Source organism: Candidatus Omnitrophota bacterium (assembly GCA_018830005.1).
Lineage (GTDB): Bacteria > Omnitrophota > Gorgyraeia > JAHJTE01 > JAHJTE01 > JAHJTE01.
Map to the genome: position 1 here is coordinate 484082 of JAHJTE010000001.1, position 14338 is coordinate 498419.

The window sequence follows — 14338 nt, forward strand, 5'->3', positions numbered from 1 at the left end:
AATAGAGATAAGTTAGGCAGTTAATTTTTTGGATAAGGCTTTAGAGGTGGCTTAAAAGGAGATTGCATGTTAAAAAAGATACTAATAACTCTTGGATTTTTAATGGTGACTGCAGGTTTAGTTTTTGTTTCTTCATGCGCCTTTTGCGAAAGCCAGGCTAGGCAAGACGTGACAGTAGAATTTCAAGGCCGTTATTGGGTTACGGATTTGGATACAGAGGCTAAAGTGGTTGAGTCTAATGTAGGCGCGAAGTTTGATTTCAAGACAGACCTTGGCATCGGTGATGAAGATTTTCCAGAAGGACGAATTATCTGGCATATAGGGCCGAATAACAAAATAAGACTTGGCTACACCCAGGTAGATTATAGCGGCGATCAGAGTATATCACGTACTATTGAGTTTAAAGGTCAATCTTATACCTCAGGAGCGCAGGTAAAGTCAGATTTAGATATAACCTATTTAAGATTTGGGTGGTTATGGCAATTCGTTGACTTATTTGATGGAGGTATGAAATTTGGCACTATATTGGAGGCAAAAGGTATATTGGCAGATGTTTCGCTTGATGCACCGGCTTTGACCATCAAGGAATCAGAGGAGTTCTTTGGCGTATTACCAACAGTCGGCGTTACCTTAGATATTAACCCAGTTAAAAAAATGAATCTCTTTGCTGAGATCTCTGGTATTTCGGCCGGGGACTATGGTTATTTTTTTGATGCAGAGGCAGGTATAAAGATACTACCGTTTAAGAATCTTGACATAGTCGGTGGCTATAGAATGATCGACATCGAGGCAGAAGATGATCCTGATTTCTTCCAGGCTCAGATTTCAGGACCATTTTTGGCTGCGACGTTAAAATTTTAGGTTTCTTTAGATGAAAAGTTTTATAATTGGATTAATAGCAGGAAGTTTGTGTACAATCTCTTTTCTTCCGCAAGTAATAAGGATTTTTAAGACAAAACGCACAAAGGACCTCTCTTTAATTACATTTTCTGTATTTTCTTTAGGCGTATTACTTTGGTTAATCTACGGGATATTGATAGGAGAGTTGCCGATTATTCTGGCTAATACCGCAACCTTGGCTTTGGCGCTTTTGATTGTGATAATGAAAATTAAGTATAAGTGAATTCGGCTAAATCACTTATGTTGTCTTGAGGACTCTATAAGTGATGTGCTCATTAAGGAGGTGTAATATGGCGATTTATTTTATGTTTGGTAAATATTCACGAGAGGCAATACAAGGAATAAGCGCTAATCGGACAAAGGAAGCTACGGGCGTCATTGAAAAACTTGGCGGCAAGTTAAAATCAACGTATGCCCTTTTAGGGGAGCATGATTTGGTTCTTATAGTAGATTTTCCTGGTTTACAAGATGCGATGAAGGCGTCCTTGGCTCTGACTAGGTTAACAAATGTTGCGTTCTCTACATCACCAGCAATAACAGTAGAAGATTTCGATAAGATGATTGCTCAGGCCTAAGCTTTTTTTGAATTCAGATCTGGATAGGCTAGGTGGTTTTATGAAAAAAATTTTAGTTATGTTATCTTTAGTTATTTTTATTGGTATTGCCTGTGGCTACAATTCTGCCCAAGACAATGATGTTGTAATATTGGAAACAAATCAGGGGATTATAAAAATTAGATTGTATCCTAAGATAGCTCCCAAGGCCTGTGAGAATTTCACAGAATTGGTTAAACAGGGCTATTATGATGGGATAATTTTTCATAGGGTAATAAAAAATTTTATGATTCAGGCAGGCGACCCAACAGGAACAGGAAGAGGAGGTCAGTCAATCTGGGGCATGCCTTTTGAAGACGAGGTTACTACTGGTGTCAAATTCAATAAGCCAGGATTAGTTGCAATGGCAAATGCCGGTCCCGATACAAATGGCAGCCAGTTTTTTATTACAACAGTCTCTACGCCCTGGCTTAATATGCGCCATACAATATTCGGTGAGGTTATTTCAGGCTACGATGTAGTCGGAAAAATCGAGAATACAGCTACGGGGCCTCTAGATAGGCCACTTGTTGAACAGAAGATTATAAAGGCACACTTTTAACCAAGGAGGGAAAAGATGCCATATGACAGCAGTCTGGATGAATCTTTATTTTCAAAGTCTTGGGAAAACGATTCCGGCCGTTTAACAGTAAGTGTTTATTCTTACAATAAAGGCGCTAGGAAATTACAAATCAACAGGGAGAACAGGGATCCTGAAGGAGGCTTTAGGTTTGCTAAACTTGGCAGAATGACTAAGGCAGAGGCAGGGGCTGTTGTTCCATTAATCCAGGAGGCCCTAGAGTTCCTGGATTAGATAATTAGTTTAGACTGAAAATGGACGATATAATCATACAGAGAGCCAAGGAAGAAGATGCCCCCTACATTGAAGAGAAGCTGAAAAAATATCTTCTTGATTCTGAGAATGCCAGTCGGGAACAGTTTTTTGTTGCAAAGAATAATAACAAGACAGTGGCGTTTGCCAGGATAAAAGATTATGGAGAATATTTCGAACTTGCTTCCTTGGGAGTGGATTATTGCCATCGGAAAAAAGGCATTGGCACGAAGATGGTTTTGTTTCTTATTGAAGAGGCAAAGAGACGTAATCCGCAAAAGCCTATATACGGCGTGACCCATAGGCCCAATTTTGTAGAAAGAGTTGGTTTTAAGGAAATCCCGAAAGGCCCTGAGGCATTAGAATACAAGCGACACCACAGAACAGTCCTTGGTCCTAAGAAGAATAAGATTATGCTATTTAAGGCATAATTTAGCAAACAGAGTAGAAGGAATTATAGAAGAATAAGTTCGAGGTGGTTCCTAGATTAGTTCTGAAACTACTGCTTTTAGGACTACCCACCATATAATATTCTTTTTTAAAATGTCCTTTATGAGGATTAGTTCGGATAAAACAAGAAGAGGATTCCTGATTCTCTCCTGGGCGCTTTATGATCTAGCTAACCAGTTCTTTGTCCTGAATATAATATCTCTTTATTTTGTGCGCTGGCTTGTTTTGGAGAAAGGAGTACCGGAGATTCTCTATAGCATTTCTTTTGGGATTTCAATATTTTTCGTAGCTCTCTTGGCACCATTTCTGGGATTTATTTCAGACCTCACCCGAAGATACAAAGGTTTTCTCACATGTTTTACGCTGCTTTCTGTAATCTTTACGATTTTTTTAAGTCTTAGCGAAAGTATTCTCTTAGCACTTATATTTTTTGCCATAGCCAATTTTGGCTGTCAGATTGCTGTTGTCTTCTATAATGCCCTTATGGTTGATATTGCACCTAAGGAAAGACTGGGATTAATTTCAGGCTTAGGCAGAATGTTTGCATATTTGGGAGCTGTGTTATCACTATATTTTGTAAAGCCTTTAGTCTTAGAATATGGATACAAGTCAGCATTTCTTCCTGCCGCTTTATTTTTCCTGATATTCTCCCTACCTTGTATTATTCTCATAAAGGATAAATATTCAAAGCAGGCAATAGGTCTAATTCAGTTTTTCAAGAGGGATAGTATAAGTAAGGCATTTAAAACCATACGCACATCATTTTCGCAAACTTACAAGATACCCGGCGCCTCGGATTTTCTAAAATCAGCCTTTTTTGGCTTGGCTGCTATAAATGTAATAATCCTTTTTATGTCCGTATATGCCAGTCAGGTATTTAGATTAAACGAATCCCAGATGATTAACCTTGTTGCCTTTGGGGCATTTTTTGCAATAATCGGCAGCATTATTTCAGGCGCAATCAGTGATTATATAGGCTATAGGAGATGTTTGATTTCCGTATTTATTCTCTGGATATTTTGTTTTTTAGCTGGCGCGATAGCGAAAAGCCCTGGTTTCTTTTTCTTCGTTGGTGCGGCAGTAGGATTAGCCATGGGCGCAACCAGTGTTGTGGCTCGCGCCTTAGCTATTAGTTTAGTGCCTAAGGATAGAATTGGAGCGGTTTTTGGTTTGTTTAATTTTGTAGGATATATTTCAAGTATTTTGGGAGCCTTATTCTGGGGTCTTATGCTTTTATTACTTTCTCCCTTGGGAGAGATAGGTTATCGTCTGGCTTTATTCAGCCTAAATATATTCATATTTTTAGGCATATTTTTCATTTTACGCATTCCTAAAACGAGAAAGAATATAGGATAGAATAATTTAGGAAATGAGATGAAGAAAAGACTTAAGTATATCTATGGTCCGGTTTCATCCTGGAGATTGGGAAGCTCTCTAGGCATAGATCCTGTATCAGGCAAAGTAAAAATCTGCACATTTGATTGTATTTACTGTCAGCTGGGCAAGACCAAGATATTTAGCGATAGAAGAAGGATTTTTGTGCCTACGCAAAGACTCTTGCGAGAAATTAAAATGCTACCAGCTTTGGAAGCAGACTATATTACATTTTCTGGAACTGCTGAACCTACTCTTGCTAAGAATTTGGGCCAGATGATAAAGGTAATAAGGGGAAAAAGGCGTGAAAGAATCGCCGTCTTGACCAATGCCTCATTAATCTATAGGCAAGACGTCCAAAGAGACTTACTCTTAGCTGATTTTGTTGCAGTAAAAATTGATGCCAATTCACAGGATTTATTCCTCAGAGTAAATAAACCCATGAAAAAGATAAAATTTCCTACTATAATAAAGGCAATAGGGGACTTTAGAGATAAATTCAAAGGTGAATTGGGATTGCAGATTATGTTTGTTAAGGAAAACAAAAGATATGCAAAGGAAATAGCCCAGATAGCAGCCCAGATTAGGCCGGATGAAATTCAGATTAATACGCCTTTAAGGCCTTCCCAGGCTGCGGCCTTGTCAAAGAAGGAATTAAAAACAATAGAAGACACATTTTTAAAAACATGCGCCAAGAATACAAGGATTGTCAGTGTTTATAAGGCTAAAAATAAAAAAGTGATTCCGATAAATAAATGTGATACACTGAGACGAAGACCAAAGTTGCATTAGGAGATAGCTATGTTTAAAATCCGCAAACGCAAAATTATCTTTATTTCTTTAGCTAGTTTGTTTTTTGTGAGCCTTTTTACTTTGTCTGCGCTAGCTGCTGATAATAGCAGGCAAGATGATGCAATTTGTGTAGCTTTTTTAAGCGGAATCGGTTGCTCGCATTGTGCCAAAGTAGATCCTGTCTTATTTGTTGAATATACCGCAAAATATCCAAATCTAGTAGTTATAGAATATGAGATTTATAAATTGCGAGCCTCTAATCGCGAGATTAGCGATGAATATTTCAAGACCTATCTTCCCGAGCGCAGAAGCGGCATACCATTTTTAATACTTAACAAAGAACAAACAGCAGTTGGCAGTAGCAATGTGTTTAAGCTAGAAGAGCTAATAAAGGGATCTTCTTCGAATAAGTGTCCTTTAGCAGATGGTTCCTCAGTTGATTTAGCTCATTTGGATATCACGAATCTGCCAGGTGAGGTAAAGTTCTGGACAAAGAATAGAGTTTTAATTTCGGGAGAAGGGGGCCAGGGGCGGATATTAAGAAAGATTCTAATTGAAAAAGACATATCCTCTGCTTTGAGGAACGTTAAGTTTGTTAAGATAGATCCTGTAACTGTAGAGATATCAGGTGGTGAAATAAAATTTGATAATGCAATAAAGATAGGTAATTGGATTTTGCAATGGAGAGGAGCACCAATAAAAGCAGGGGTTAGCCAATTTGGCTTTGTATCAAATCCCATATTCTGGATGTTAATTACTTTCCTTCTGCTCATAACGCCGTTTTCCTTATCCAGAATTCGAAAGTCAAAGAAAGACATACACTTAAGTCCAGAGCAGGCAAGGAAAAGGAGGGATTGGATTATCGTTGCAGTTGTATTGCTTTCTTTGTTTGTTTTCTTCATTTCAGCGCGTGATATCCAGCCGGATTTATTAGAGCGGACTGGCTATAAGATGCCACTACCTATTTTTACTTTCATTATTGCCTTAATCGATGGGTTTAATCCCTGCAATATGTTTGTTCTTACCTTTCTTCTGACGCTGCTTATTTCAGCTTCTGATTCAAAGGCGAGAATATATTCTGTTGGTTCTTGTTTTGTATTTGTAGTATTTGTCTTTTATTTTTCATTCATGGCTTTATGGTTGAATATCTTTAAATACATCGGATTCTTAACGCCGCTGCGAATCACAATAGCTATTATTGCACTAGTTGCAGGACTTATTAACTGCAAGGAGTTGTTATTCTTTAAAAAAGGCATTTCCCTTACTATAGGAGAGCAACACAAAGGGCCGCTCTTGGTAAGAATTTCCAGAATGAAAGATATAATCCAGAAAGGCTCGCTTCCTCTTTTAATAGTCTCTTCAATTACCCTTGCGGTATTCGCCTCTTTGGTTGAGTTGCCCTGTACTGCAGGATTTCCTATAATTTACACCGCTATATTATCTGCAAAGGTATTACAAACTAGCCTTATCTACTACGCCTATTTGTTTTTATATAATTTAATATATGTAATTCCACTAGTAGCAATAATTGCAATATTCGGACATACCTTGAAAGCGAAACATATTACTCAAAGACAGGTACAGCTAATAAAATTTATGGGTGGGATAATAATGATTCTGTTGGGGATAATTTTATTAGCTAGCCCGAAATTGATTGGAATAGGACTATGAAGAAGATAGCTATCTTAATTTTAATTTTTGCAATTTTAATCTCTGCATTAATATTAGCAAAAAATTTGATAGCAAAAGGAGCCATAACTGCTGCGGTTAAGGCCGTAACAGGCCTTCGTTTAACTATTGATAGCTTCAATGTTGGAATACTTAAGAGCAATATCAACATTGAGGGCTTGATGCTGTATAACCCAGAAGGCTTCCAAGATAAGATAATGGTTAATATGCCACAGATTTACGTTGATTATGATCTGGGTGATTTTTTAAAAGGCAAGGTTCATTTAGAGGAGCTAAAGATACATTTAGAGGAATTGATAGTTATCAAGAACAGTAATGGCGAGCTTAATCTTAATAGCTTAAAGGTTGTCCAAGAAAGAAAGAGAGAAAAAGAGGCTGCATCAGAAGAAAAGAAAGCAAAGGAAGTCCAATTACAGATAGATTCCCTCAAACTAAAAATTGGCAAGGTTATTTATAAAGATTATTCAAGCCCACCCCGTGTGCACCTGAGAGAATATAAGGTAAATATAAATGAGAAATACACAAATATTACAGACATGCGTACGGCCGCGAGTTTAATTATTGTCAGGGCCCTCATGAATACTGCTATTGCCAGCTTAACGGATTTTGATGTGGGATTGTTGAAGGATAGCGTGGGGGACGTTTTAAGATCAGCAAGTAAAGTTGCTATAGACGCTGCAGGTAAGGTTGTTGATGTTGGTAGAAAAGCTAAAGATACTACTAGTGAAGCTATAGGCAAAACCGCAGATAGAATAAAGGATATATTTCCCTTTGGAAGGTAACTAGGCTATTTCTTTTATCCTCTCGACTACTTCCTTGGTAGTTGAATCCGGTGTTGATGCCCCAGCAGTCACTCCTACATTCCTAATATCCTTAAACCAGCTTGGCTTCAAGTCTCGTTTTGATTGCACCCAGTAGCTTCTTGTATTAAGATTTTTTGCTATTTCATAGAGCCTTTTTGTGTTGGCGCTGGTTTTTGAGCCGATGATAATTATGACCTCATTTTTAAGAGGTAGTTTTTTAATCTCCTGCTGTTTTATTCTCGTTGGCCTACAAATCGTATTAAAAAATTCTGTCTTTTCTACAGTCTTATTTAAGACATCTACAATTTTTGATACCTTATCTAGATTTTGAGTGGATTGCACTACAACCGCAGCCTTTTTTATCTTGCTGATTATATTGATTGGAATAGTTTTAAGATCATGGATAACTATTGCCTTGCCTTTTAGTTGACCCATAATACCCTGCACTTCGTCGTGTTTCTTATCTCCGATGATTATGATTTTGTAGCCAAGGCGTTCCATCCTTGCCGCAATCCTGTGAATCTCTTTGACCATCGGGCAAGTTGCATCTACAATTCTATATCCACATCTTTTAGCCTTTTTGATGGTGTCTAGAGGAGCTCCATGGGCCCGGATTAGAAGTGTTTTAGCATTACCCCTGCCTATTTTTTTAATCTTTTTTATGCCTGCCTTACGAATCCGGCTTACGACATCTTCGTTGTGCACGATATCACCCAGCATGTAGGCGTTTTTTTTAGAAGTTGCGGTTTTAAGGGAGATCTGCAATGCGCGCTTGACCCCAAAACAAAAACCAGCAGATTTAGCTATAGTTATTTTCATATCTATTTAGTTTCTCAAGAAGAGACTTCCTAGGTATTTCCTAAGCAGCACTTTAAATTTCTTTTTCATTTTTAACTTGGAAAGGATTGAATATGCTTGCCTAAGTAGAGAGTTGATCTTATTTTGACAGTAGGTGTCAGCCCTGGATTTCTTTAGAAGGGACCTGAATTTTTTTAGGTCTTTATAATTTTTAGTTTTCTTTTCTAAGAGGTCTTTAAAGATTGATCTATCGTTCCTATTTAAATTCTTAAAAGTCTCACAGACTAGTAAAGTCTTTTTTGATTCTGCCAGATCGCAGAGTATGGGTTTTCCGATTTCTCTACTTGTAGCTAGGACACCGAGCATATCGTCCTGAATCTGAAACGCCTGACCAAAAAGAATAGCCATTTTTGAAATGCGGGCGAGTTCTTTCTTTCCTGCTCCGGAGAGGATTGCTGCTGTGAGCAAGGGGGACTCAAATGTGTATTTGGCGGTTTTTAATGTATAATTTAGGAACACTCTTTTTTCATTAATGCTAGCAGGTTTCTTCCAACCATCTATTACATCGATGAATTCGCCGATACTTGTAGAAGCAGCAGCCTCTAGGAATTTCCTTAGCGCTAAATATTTTCTCTTTGAATCTTCTTCTATTGAAAGGAATGCATCAATGCTTAAGGTAAATATAAAATCTCCGACAACAATGCCTAGATTCTGGCCAATGTCACTTTCAGAATGAGTCTTTAATTTCGCGTTGAAGAACTTGTGTAATGTTGGCTTGCCGCGGCGTAAAGCCGACTTATCTATAACATCATCATGCACAAGCATAAAATCATGTAGCAGCTCAAAAGATAGGCAACAGCGTAGGAGATTCTTATAGGAGAATTTCCTCTTTTTTGTATATCCATGATAGCTGATAAGAAACAGAAGGGGTCGAATTCGTTTTCCTTTGCCCTGCAGAAAATATTTTATGCCGTTAAAGAAGGTATTTGAAATCAGGCGAAGTTTATAGTTAGCATTAACTTCCTTAAGGAAAGAGGCAAGGTTCTTATCAATATCTTTTCTCCATTTGTTTAACATGGTATTAATGTTAACATAAAGGAAATCCATTGACAATCTAAATTTAGTTGCAGTAATCCCTTAAATTGATATAATAAGAAAGGTGGAAATTATCTAAAATGTCTCCTCATTCCAGCGGACTGGTATGGGGTTATGTGTTCATTGGAGGTGCTTTATGTTTAGATTTGGCATGGGCGAACTTATTGTAATCTTATTGATAATCTTGCTTCTATTCGGCGCTAAAAAACTACCAGAGATTGCTCGCGCCTTAGGAAAGTCAATTAAAGAATTCAAGAAGGCGGGCAAAGAAATAAAAGAAGACGTCCAAGAAGTGACAAAGGGAGAAGATAAGGATATCTCCTAAGGTTTTATGAGGCCTCACCTGGCAAGCTCAATGAATCCAAAAGATTCAACCAATCCAGATAGCTTAGATAAGCCACTTACGTTAGTAGGGCATTTGCAAGAATTAAGATCAAGGGTTATAAAGTCTATTTTTTGTATTTTAATCTGCTTTGTCTTTATTTTTAGTTATGCCGAAGATCTACTCTTGTTTTTGGTCAAGCCCATAGGCAGGCTTGTATTTATTGCTCCTCAGGAGGCCTTCACTACTAATATAAAGATCGTCTTTCTGGCAAGCTTATTTTTATCCTCGCCGTTTATAATCTATCAGATTTGGAAGTTTGTCTCTGTGGGTTTGATGCCGAGAGAAAGAAAATTCGTATTGATATTCGGACCATTATCCTTTGTTTTTTTTATACTTGGCGCCGGCTTCGGATATTTTATAATTGTTCCCATAGGTTTGAGATTTCTCCTTAGTTTTGCTACTGAATTTATACCTGCGATGATAACCTTAAGTAAATACATATCTTTTTTGGCAACTTTGGTTTTTGCTTTCGCCATAGTTTTTCAACTACCTTTAATAAGTCTGTTTCTTACCAAGATAGGCATAGTTACGCCTCGTTTCTTATCTGAGAAAAGAAGGCATGCAGTAGTATTTATTTTTATCATTGCCGCAATGCTTACGCCTCCGGATGTGATTACGCAGATTCTAATGGCCCTGCCCTTATTATTTTTGTATGAGATTGGGATTATTTTTTCTAAATTAGTATACCATTCAGCTTGAGTTCCAAACCTTATTCAAGAGATTTAAGGCAGGGGTGAATATAGGAGAATTAAAAATTATTTGACAAATGTATCTCTTTATGTTAGTATATTTGTGATTTTATTCACAAAGTATTGCCATCCCAATTCTTTGAGGTTTACAAGGGCAATCCCCAGGCAACAATCCAAAGTTTAAATTTTATGCATTATCTATCTTCTGAAAGCCTCTCCAGATTTTTAGAAATCCTAAAAAATGACTATGAGGTCTACGCCCCTGTTAAAAAGGGAGATCAGCGTTTTTATAAGAGGTATACTGATTCTGGCGATTCTTTTATAATTGGTGAAGTGCGCTCATTTGAACCGCTAAAGTCATTTTTCTCTCGCGCCAGGGAAAAGGTTGCGGATGATTTCAAACCTGACATTCCGCATCATCGGGATAGGCCTCTTGCCATCGTAGGAGTAAAGGCCTGCGATCTAAAAGGTTTTAAGGTCCAAGACCATGTATTCAGAGACCACGATTATGAGGATCCCTTTTATCTTAAGGCACGCAAGGAAAATTTAATTATCTCAGCTGATTGTACCTGTGCCATAGATACTTGTTTCTGCCTTGCCATGGGGATTAAGCCTTACCCCCAGGAAGACTTTGATATTAATCTTTCTCAAATCAGTAATGGTTTTATCGTAGAGGCTGGTTCGCGAAAAGGCGGCGAGCTTATTGACAAGAATTCTGCTCTTTTTGAAAAGGCAAGTCAGGCCTCTATTACAGAGCGAGACCAGCAGAGGAGCAGGGTTATTAAGGAAGTCGAAAAAAATATTAAAGATAATTTTATTCCAAATCAAGGGTCTTTGGAAGGGATTATAGAAAAGAATTATGAATCCGATATCTGGGCTGATGAGGCTAAGACCTGCGTAGAATGCGGTGCATGTAATACTGTTTGTCCAACCTGTCATTGCTTCCTTCTCTATGACCAGAAGGATACAAGGGCCATGGCGCGTTTTCGTATTTGGGATTCATGTATGATAAAGGACTTTGCAAAGGTAGCGGGCGGTGCTAATCCTAGGTCAAAACTCTGGATGAGATTGAGAAACAGGTTCGAAAAGAAGTTCGATTTCTTTCCAAGGCTTGCCAATGTTTATGCATGCACAGGTTGCGGTCGCTGCATATCTGCCTGTCCGGCAAAGATAGATATAAGAAAGGTTTTAAAGAGATTAGTAAAAGATGAATAATCCATACAGGCCTATTGAGGCAGAAGTCTTCGATACAATCACAGAGACGCCTACAATAAAGACGATTAGATTCAAACCAAAAGAAGAGATAACGTTTCAAACAGGACAGTTCATAGAGTTGACTATTCCTGGTGTTGGAGAGGCCCCTTTTACTCCCTCATCGCGACCTTCTGTTAAAGATATAATGGAAGTTACTGTAATGAAAGTAGGCAAGGTTACTGAGAAGATTCACGAGTTGAAAGCGGGTGATATTATAGGAGTGAGGGGCCCTTTTGGGAAAGGATATCCTTTAGATGAATTTAGGGGAAAGGAAATCTTGGTTGTAGGCGGAGGTTGCGGCTTTGCGCCTTTAAGAAGTCTAATGTATTCTCTGTTTGAAAGAAGCGATGACTTTAAGAAATTATTCTTTAGAGGCGGCTGTAAAACATCTAAGGAGTTGGTATATAGAAGCGAGGCAGATGAGTGGGCCAAGAGAAAAGATTTAGATTTGAAACTTACAGTCGACAAAGGTGATAGTAGCTGGAAGGGACACGTGGGCCTGGTAACGACTATTTTAGATGATGTAAAGATGAATTATAAGCAAGGCATTGCGATTGTTTGTGGTCCTCCCATAATGATGAAATTTGCAACTATGAAATTGCTCGAAATGGGATTTGAGGAGAATAATATCTATCTTTCTATGGAAAAAAATATGTCCTGCGGCATTGGAAAATGCGGTCATTGTAGAATAGGCACTTATTATGCATGCAAAGATGGGCCGGTCTTTCGTTATGACAAGATAAATAAATTCCATGAAATTTGGGAGTGATATGAGTACGAGTGCAGAAGAAATTCATCAGGGAAAATTAAATATCAAGTCGGAAAAGGGTAAGGACAAGAGGCTTTTTATCGATCTTGATATCTGTTCTTCAGGTGAATGTAAGGACTGCGAAATAAATTGTAGTTATTTTTATCATCCAGATAATAATGGCATTATGTCAGTAGCAGAGCTAGCAACTTATGCTCTTGTCTGCAGAAGATGCGAAGAGCCGCACTGCGTTAATGCCTGTCCTGTCCAAGCCCTGGAACAGGATAAGGATAAGGATAAGTTTTTGATAAGGCATAATATGCGTTGCATAAGCTGTAAGTCTTGCTCCCATGCCTGTCCTTACGGCACGATATATCCAGAAAATGTCCCTTTGCTAATTCAGAATTGCGATTTTTGTCTTGATAGAAAAAATAAGCCGGATGAACCGTTGTGTATAAAGACCTGCCCTTACGGTGCCTTGGCCTTGAAGAAGAGCGATATCAAATTGGATAAGGATACTTTTTTAGTAGGTGATAATCTAATAGTCCATTCTACACATTGGGATAGGGAAAAGGCGTGATCTATATAATCTATTTTTTATTTTTTGGTTTTCTCTTAACAGCTGTTATCGGACTTCTGGCAAGCTGGATAGATAGGAAGGTTACGGCCAGGGTTCAATATCGGGTTGGTCCGCCGATTCTGCAGCCATTGATAGATATCATAAAACTTCTCGGTAAGGAGACGCTTATCCCAGGTAGGGCTCATAAGCTAACATTTTTGATGGCACCGGTTATTGGTATCGCGGCTGTTATATTAGTATCGACCTTACTATGGATGAATAATATCAGTCCTGATAAGGGCTTCCTGGGTGACCTTATAGTAGTATTATATTTATTGGTGATTCCTTCTTTGAGCATTGTTATGGGTGGCTTTGCATCAGGCAATCCGCTTGCAAGTTTAGGCGCTTCCAGAGAGATGAAGCTTGTATTAGGTTATGAACTTCCATTTTTGCTTGCAGTATTGGTTCCGATTATAAAATCTAATTTTTCTATTAGACTTGGCGAGATACTAGGTTTTCAGGCAGCTAGTGGTGTTATTATTGGGAGCTTCTCTGGCATCTTGGCCTTTATTGTTATCTTGATGTGTGTGCAGGCAAAGTTGGCCCTGGTTCCTTTTGATATACCAGAGGCAGAGACAGAAATAATAGGCGGTCCCTTGATAGAATATTCAGGTAGCGCACTTGCTATTTATAGACTCATGAAGAATATGTTCTTATTTGTATTGCCGTTTTTCTTGATGATATTATTCATGGGCGGGTTTAGATTTGATGGCATACACCTTTTATATGGTATTTTAAAATATGTTGGCATAGTTGCTCTTATAACAGTTATAAGAAATACTAACCCCCGCGTAAGGATTGATCAGGCGATTAGATTTTTTTGGGGTCCAATGACTATAATTGCTTTAGTTGCACTTGTCTTGGCATTGTTGGGGAAATAGCAAAATGAGTATGAAATTAAAGGCATTACTGAAATCTCCCTGGGTGTTTCACCTCTCGACCGGTAGTTGCAACAACTGCGATATCGAGATACTAGACTGTCTTACGCCCAGATTTGATGTGGAAAGATTTGGAATGCTCTTAGCAGGCAGTATTAGGCATGCTGATGTGCTTTTGGTTACTGGTTCAGGTAACAGAAAATCAATGCAGAGAGTAAAAAAATTGTACGAGCAGGTTCCAAAACCATGCCTTGTCGTTGCTATAGGAGAGTGTTCTTTGTCTCGAGGTATGTTTATTGACAGTTATAATTGCCCTATGCCTTTGGATAAAATTATACCAGTTGATGTTTATATACCAGGCTGTCCTCCTAAACCAGAGGCGATTATTGCAGGTGTAGTAAAATTGATTGAGAAGGTAAAAAAGGGCTAAAGAGAAAAA

Annotated in this window: 19 protein-coding genes; 17 read left to right on the plus strand and 2 right to left on the minus strand. The window is 38.2% G+C overall.

What is annotated here, in order from left to right:
- The first annotated feature begins 66 nt into the window (after window positions 1-66).
- The 10 genes from KJ593_02595 to KJ593_02640 all read left to right on the plus strand — a co-directional run bounded on the left by KJ593_02595 (window position 67) and on the right by KJ593_02640 (window position 7412).
- Entirely contained in the window at window positions 67-861 is a 795-nt protein-coding gene (locus KJ593_02595) for a hypothetical protein (protein ID MBU2540767.1), read from the plus strand.
- 10 nt (window positions 862-871) lie between these two features.
- A complete protein-coding gene (locus KJ593_02600; GenBank protein MBU2540768.1) occupies window positions 872-1123 on the plus strand; it encodes a SemiSWEET transporter in 252 nt (83 codons plus the stop codon).
- A gap of 67 nt (window positions 1124-1190) precedes the next feature.
- Entirely contained in the window at window positions 1191-1475 is a 285-nt protein-coding gene (locus tag KJ593_02605; GenBank protein ID MBU2540769.1) for a GYD domain-containing protein, read from the plus strand.
- Between the two features lie 40 nt (window positions 1476-1515).
- Window positions 1516-2055 carry a peptidylprolyl isomerase gene (locus tag KJ593_02610; GenBank protein MBU2540770.1) on the plus strand — a complete coding sequence of 180 codons (540 nt, stop codon included), beginning with the start codon at window positions 1516-1518 and terminating at the stop codon, window positions 2053-2055.
- A 15-nt stretch (window positions 2056-2070) separates the two neighbouring features.
- Window positions 2071-2307, plus strand: a complete 237-nt coding sequence (locus KJ593_02615) for a hypothetical protein (protein ID MBU2540771.1) — start codon at window positions 2071-2073, stop codon at window positions 2305-2307.
- A gap of 20 nt (window positions 2308-2327) precedes the next feature.
- Entirely contained in the window at window positions 2328-2756 is a 429-nt protein-coding gene (locus tag KJ593_02620) for a GNAT family N-acetyltransferase (GenBank protein ID MBU2540772.1), read from the plus strand.
- A 121-nt stretch (window positions 2757-2877) separates the two neighbouring features.
- Window positions 2878-4131 carry an MFS transporter gene (locus KJ593_02625; protein MBU2540773.1) on the plus strand — a complete coding sequence of 418 codons (1254 nt, stop codon included), beginning with the start codon at window positions 2878-2880 and terminating at the stop codon, window positions 4129-4131.
- A gap of 18 nt (window positions 4132-4149) precedes the next feature.
- Window positions 4150-4941, plus strand: a complete 792-nt coding sequence (locus KJ593_02630; GenBank protein MBU2540774.1) for a radical SAM protein — start codon at window positions 4150-4152, stop codon at window positions 4939-4941.
- 9 nt (window positions 4942-4950) lie between these two features.
- Complete coding sequence (locus KJ593_02635; protein ID MBU2540775.1) at window positions 4951-6612, plus strand: hypothetical protein; 1662 nt, start codon at window positions 4951-4953, stop codon at window positions 6610-6612.
- Window positions 6609-7412, plus strand: coding sequence for an AsmA family protein (locus tag KJ593_02640; protein MBU2540776.1), 804 nt, complete (start codon window positions 6609-6611; stop codon window positions 7410-7412). Before KJ593_02635 ends, KJ593_02640 begins: the two co-directional genes overlap by 4 nt.
- Here KJ593_02640 and KJ593_02645 read toward each other — a convergent pair whose 3' ends face one another.
- A complete protein-coding gene (locus tag KJ593_02645; protein MBU2540777.1) occupies window positions 7413-8252 on the minus strand; it encodes a 4-hydroxy-3-methylbut-2-enyl diphosphate reductase in 840 nt (279 codons plus the stop codon).
- A gap of 6 nt (window positions 8253-8258) precedes the next feature.
- A complete protein-coding gene (locus tag KJ593_02650) occupies window positions 8259-9338 on the minus strand; it encodes a polyprenyl synthetase family protein (GenBank protein ID MBU2540778.1) in 1080 nt (359 codons plus the stop codon).
- 124 nt (window positions 9339-9462) lie between these two features.
- Between KJ593_02650 and tatA the strand changes: the two genes are divergently transcribed.
- The 7 genes from tatA (at window position 9463) to nuoB (ending at window position 14329) form a co-directional block, all read left to right on the plus strand.
- On the plus strand, window positions 9463-9651 hold the full coding sequence (tatA, locus tag KJ593_02655) for a twin-arginine translocase TatA/TatE family subunit (GenBank protein MBU2540779.1): 189 nt from the start codon (window positions 9463-9465) through the stop codon (window positions 9649-9651).
- A gap of 30 nt (window positions 9652-9681) precedes the next feature.
- The gene (tatC, locus tag KJ593_02660) at window positions 9682-10410 is read left to right on the plus strand and encodes a twin-arginine translocase subunit TatC (GenBank protein MBU2540780.1); all 729 of its coding nucleotides are present in this window, start codon (window positions 9682-9684) and stop codon (window positions 10408-10410) included.
- Window positions 10411-10589: 179 nt separating this feature from the next.
- A complete protein-coding gene (locus KJ593_02665; GenBank protein ID MBU2540781.1) occupies window positions 10590-11615 on the plus strand; it encodes a 4Fe-4S dicluster domain-containing protein in 1026 nt (341 codons plus the stop codon).
- Window positions 11608-12423, plus strand: coding sequence for an FAD/NAD(P)-binding protein (locus tag KJ593_02670; protein MBU2540782.1), 816 nt, complete (start codon window positions 11608-11610; stop codon window positions 12421-12423). The genes KJ593_02665 and KJ593_02670 overlap by 8 nt, the downstream gene beginning before the upstream one ends.
- A 1-nt stretch (window position 12424) precedes the next feature.
- A complete protein-coding gene (locus tag KJ593_02675; GenBank protein ID MBU2540783.1) occupies window positions 12425-12982 on the plus strand; it encodes a 4Fe-4S dicluster domain-containing protein in 558 nt (185 codons plus the stop codon).
- A complete protein-coding gene (locus tag KJ593_02680) occupies window positions 12979-13902 on the plus strand; it encodes an NADH-quinone oxidoreductase subunit H (GenBank protein ID MBU2540784.1) in 924 nt (307 codons plus the stop codon). The genes KJ593_02675 and KJ593_02680 overlap by 4 nt, the downstream gene beginning before the upstream one ends.
- A gap of 10 nt (window positions 13903-13912) precedes the next feature.
- Window positions 13913-14329 carry an NADH-quinone oxidoreductase subunit NuoB gene (gene nuoB, locus KJ593_02685; protein ID MBU2540785.1) on the plus strand — a complete coding sequence of 139 codons (417 nt, stop codon included), beginning with the start codon at window positions 13913-13915 and terminating at the stop codon, window positions 14327-14329.
- Window positions 14330-14338: the final 9 nt, after the last annotated feature.

Bases quoted from the DNA above. Each gene is read 5' to 3' on its own strand.
- KJ593_02605 (MBU2540769.1), top strand. From the start codon at position 1,191: ATGGCGATTTATTTTATGTTTGGTAAATATTCACGAGAGGCAATACAA.
- tatC (MBU2540780.1), top strand. From the start codon at position 9,682: ATGAATCCAAAAGATTCAACCAATCCAGATAGCTTAGATAAGCCACTT.
- KJ593_02630 (MBU2540774.1), top strand. From the start codon at position 4,150: ATGAAGAAAAGACTTAAGTATATCTATGGTCCGGTTTCATCCTGGAGA.
- KJ593_02625 (MBU2540773.1), top strand. From the start codon at position 2,878: ATGAGGATTAGTTCGGATAAAACAAGAAGAGGATTCCTGATTCTCTCC.
- KJ593_02595 (MBU2540767.1), top strand. From the start codon at position 67: ATGTTAAAAAAGATACTAATAACTCTTGGATTTTTAATGGTGACTGCA.
- KJ593_02610 (MBU2540770.1), top strand. From the start codon at position 1,516: ATGAAAAAAATTTTAGTTATGTTATCTTTAGTTATTTTTATTGGTATT.
- KJ593_02665 (MBU2540781.1), top strand. From the start codon at position 10,590: ATGCATTATCTATCTTCTGAAAGCCTCTCCAGATTTTTAGAAATCCTA.
- KJ593_02600 (MBU2540768.1), top strand. From the start codon at position 872: ATGAAAAGTTTTATAATTGGATTAATAGCAGGAAGTTTGTGTACAATC.
- KJ593_02675 (MBU2540783.1), top strand. From the start codon at position 12,425: ATGAGTACGAGTGCAGAAGAAATTCATCAGGGAAAATTAAATATCAAG.
- KJ593_02615 (MBU2540771.1), top strand. From the start codon at position 2,071: ATGCCATATGACAGCAGTCTGGATGAATCTTTATTTTCAAAGTCTTGG.
- KJ593_02640 (MBU2540776.1), top strand. From the start codon at position 6,609: ATGAAGAAGATAGCTATCTTAATTTTAATTTTTGCAATTTTAATCTCT.
- KJ593_02620 (MBU2540772.1), top strand. From the start codon at position 2,328: ATGGACGATATAATCATACAGAGAGCCAAGGAAGAAGATGCCCCCTAC.
- KJ593_02650 (MBU2540778.1), bottom strand. From the start codon at position 9,338: ATGGATTTCCTTTATGTTAACATTAATACCATGTTAAACAAATGGAGA.
- KJ593_02635 (MBU2540775.1), top strand. From the start codon at position 4,951: ATGTTTAAAATCCGCAAACGCAAAATTATCTTTATTTCTTTAGCTAGT.
- tatA (MBU2540779.1), top strand. From the start codon at position 9,463: ATGTTTAGATTTGGCATGGGCGAACTTATTGTAATCTTATTGATAATC.
- nuoB (MBU2540785.1), top strand. From the start codon at position 13,913: ATGAAATTAAAGGCATTACTGAAATCTCCCTGGGTGTTTCACCTCTCG.
- KJ593_02645 (MBU2540777.1), bottom strand. From the start codon at position 8,252: ATGAAAATAACTATAGCTAAATCTGCTGGTTTTTGTTTTGGGGTCAAG.
- KJ593_02670 (MBU2540782.1), top strand. From the start codon at position 11,608: ATGAATAATCCATACAGGCCTATTGAGGCAGAAGTCTTCGATACAATC.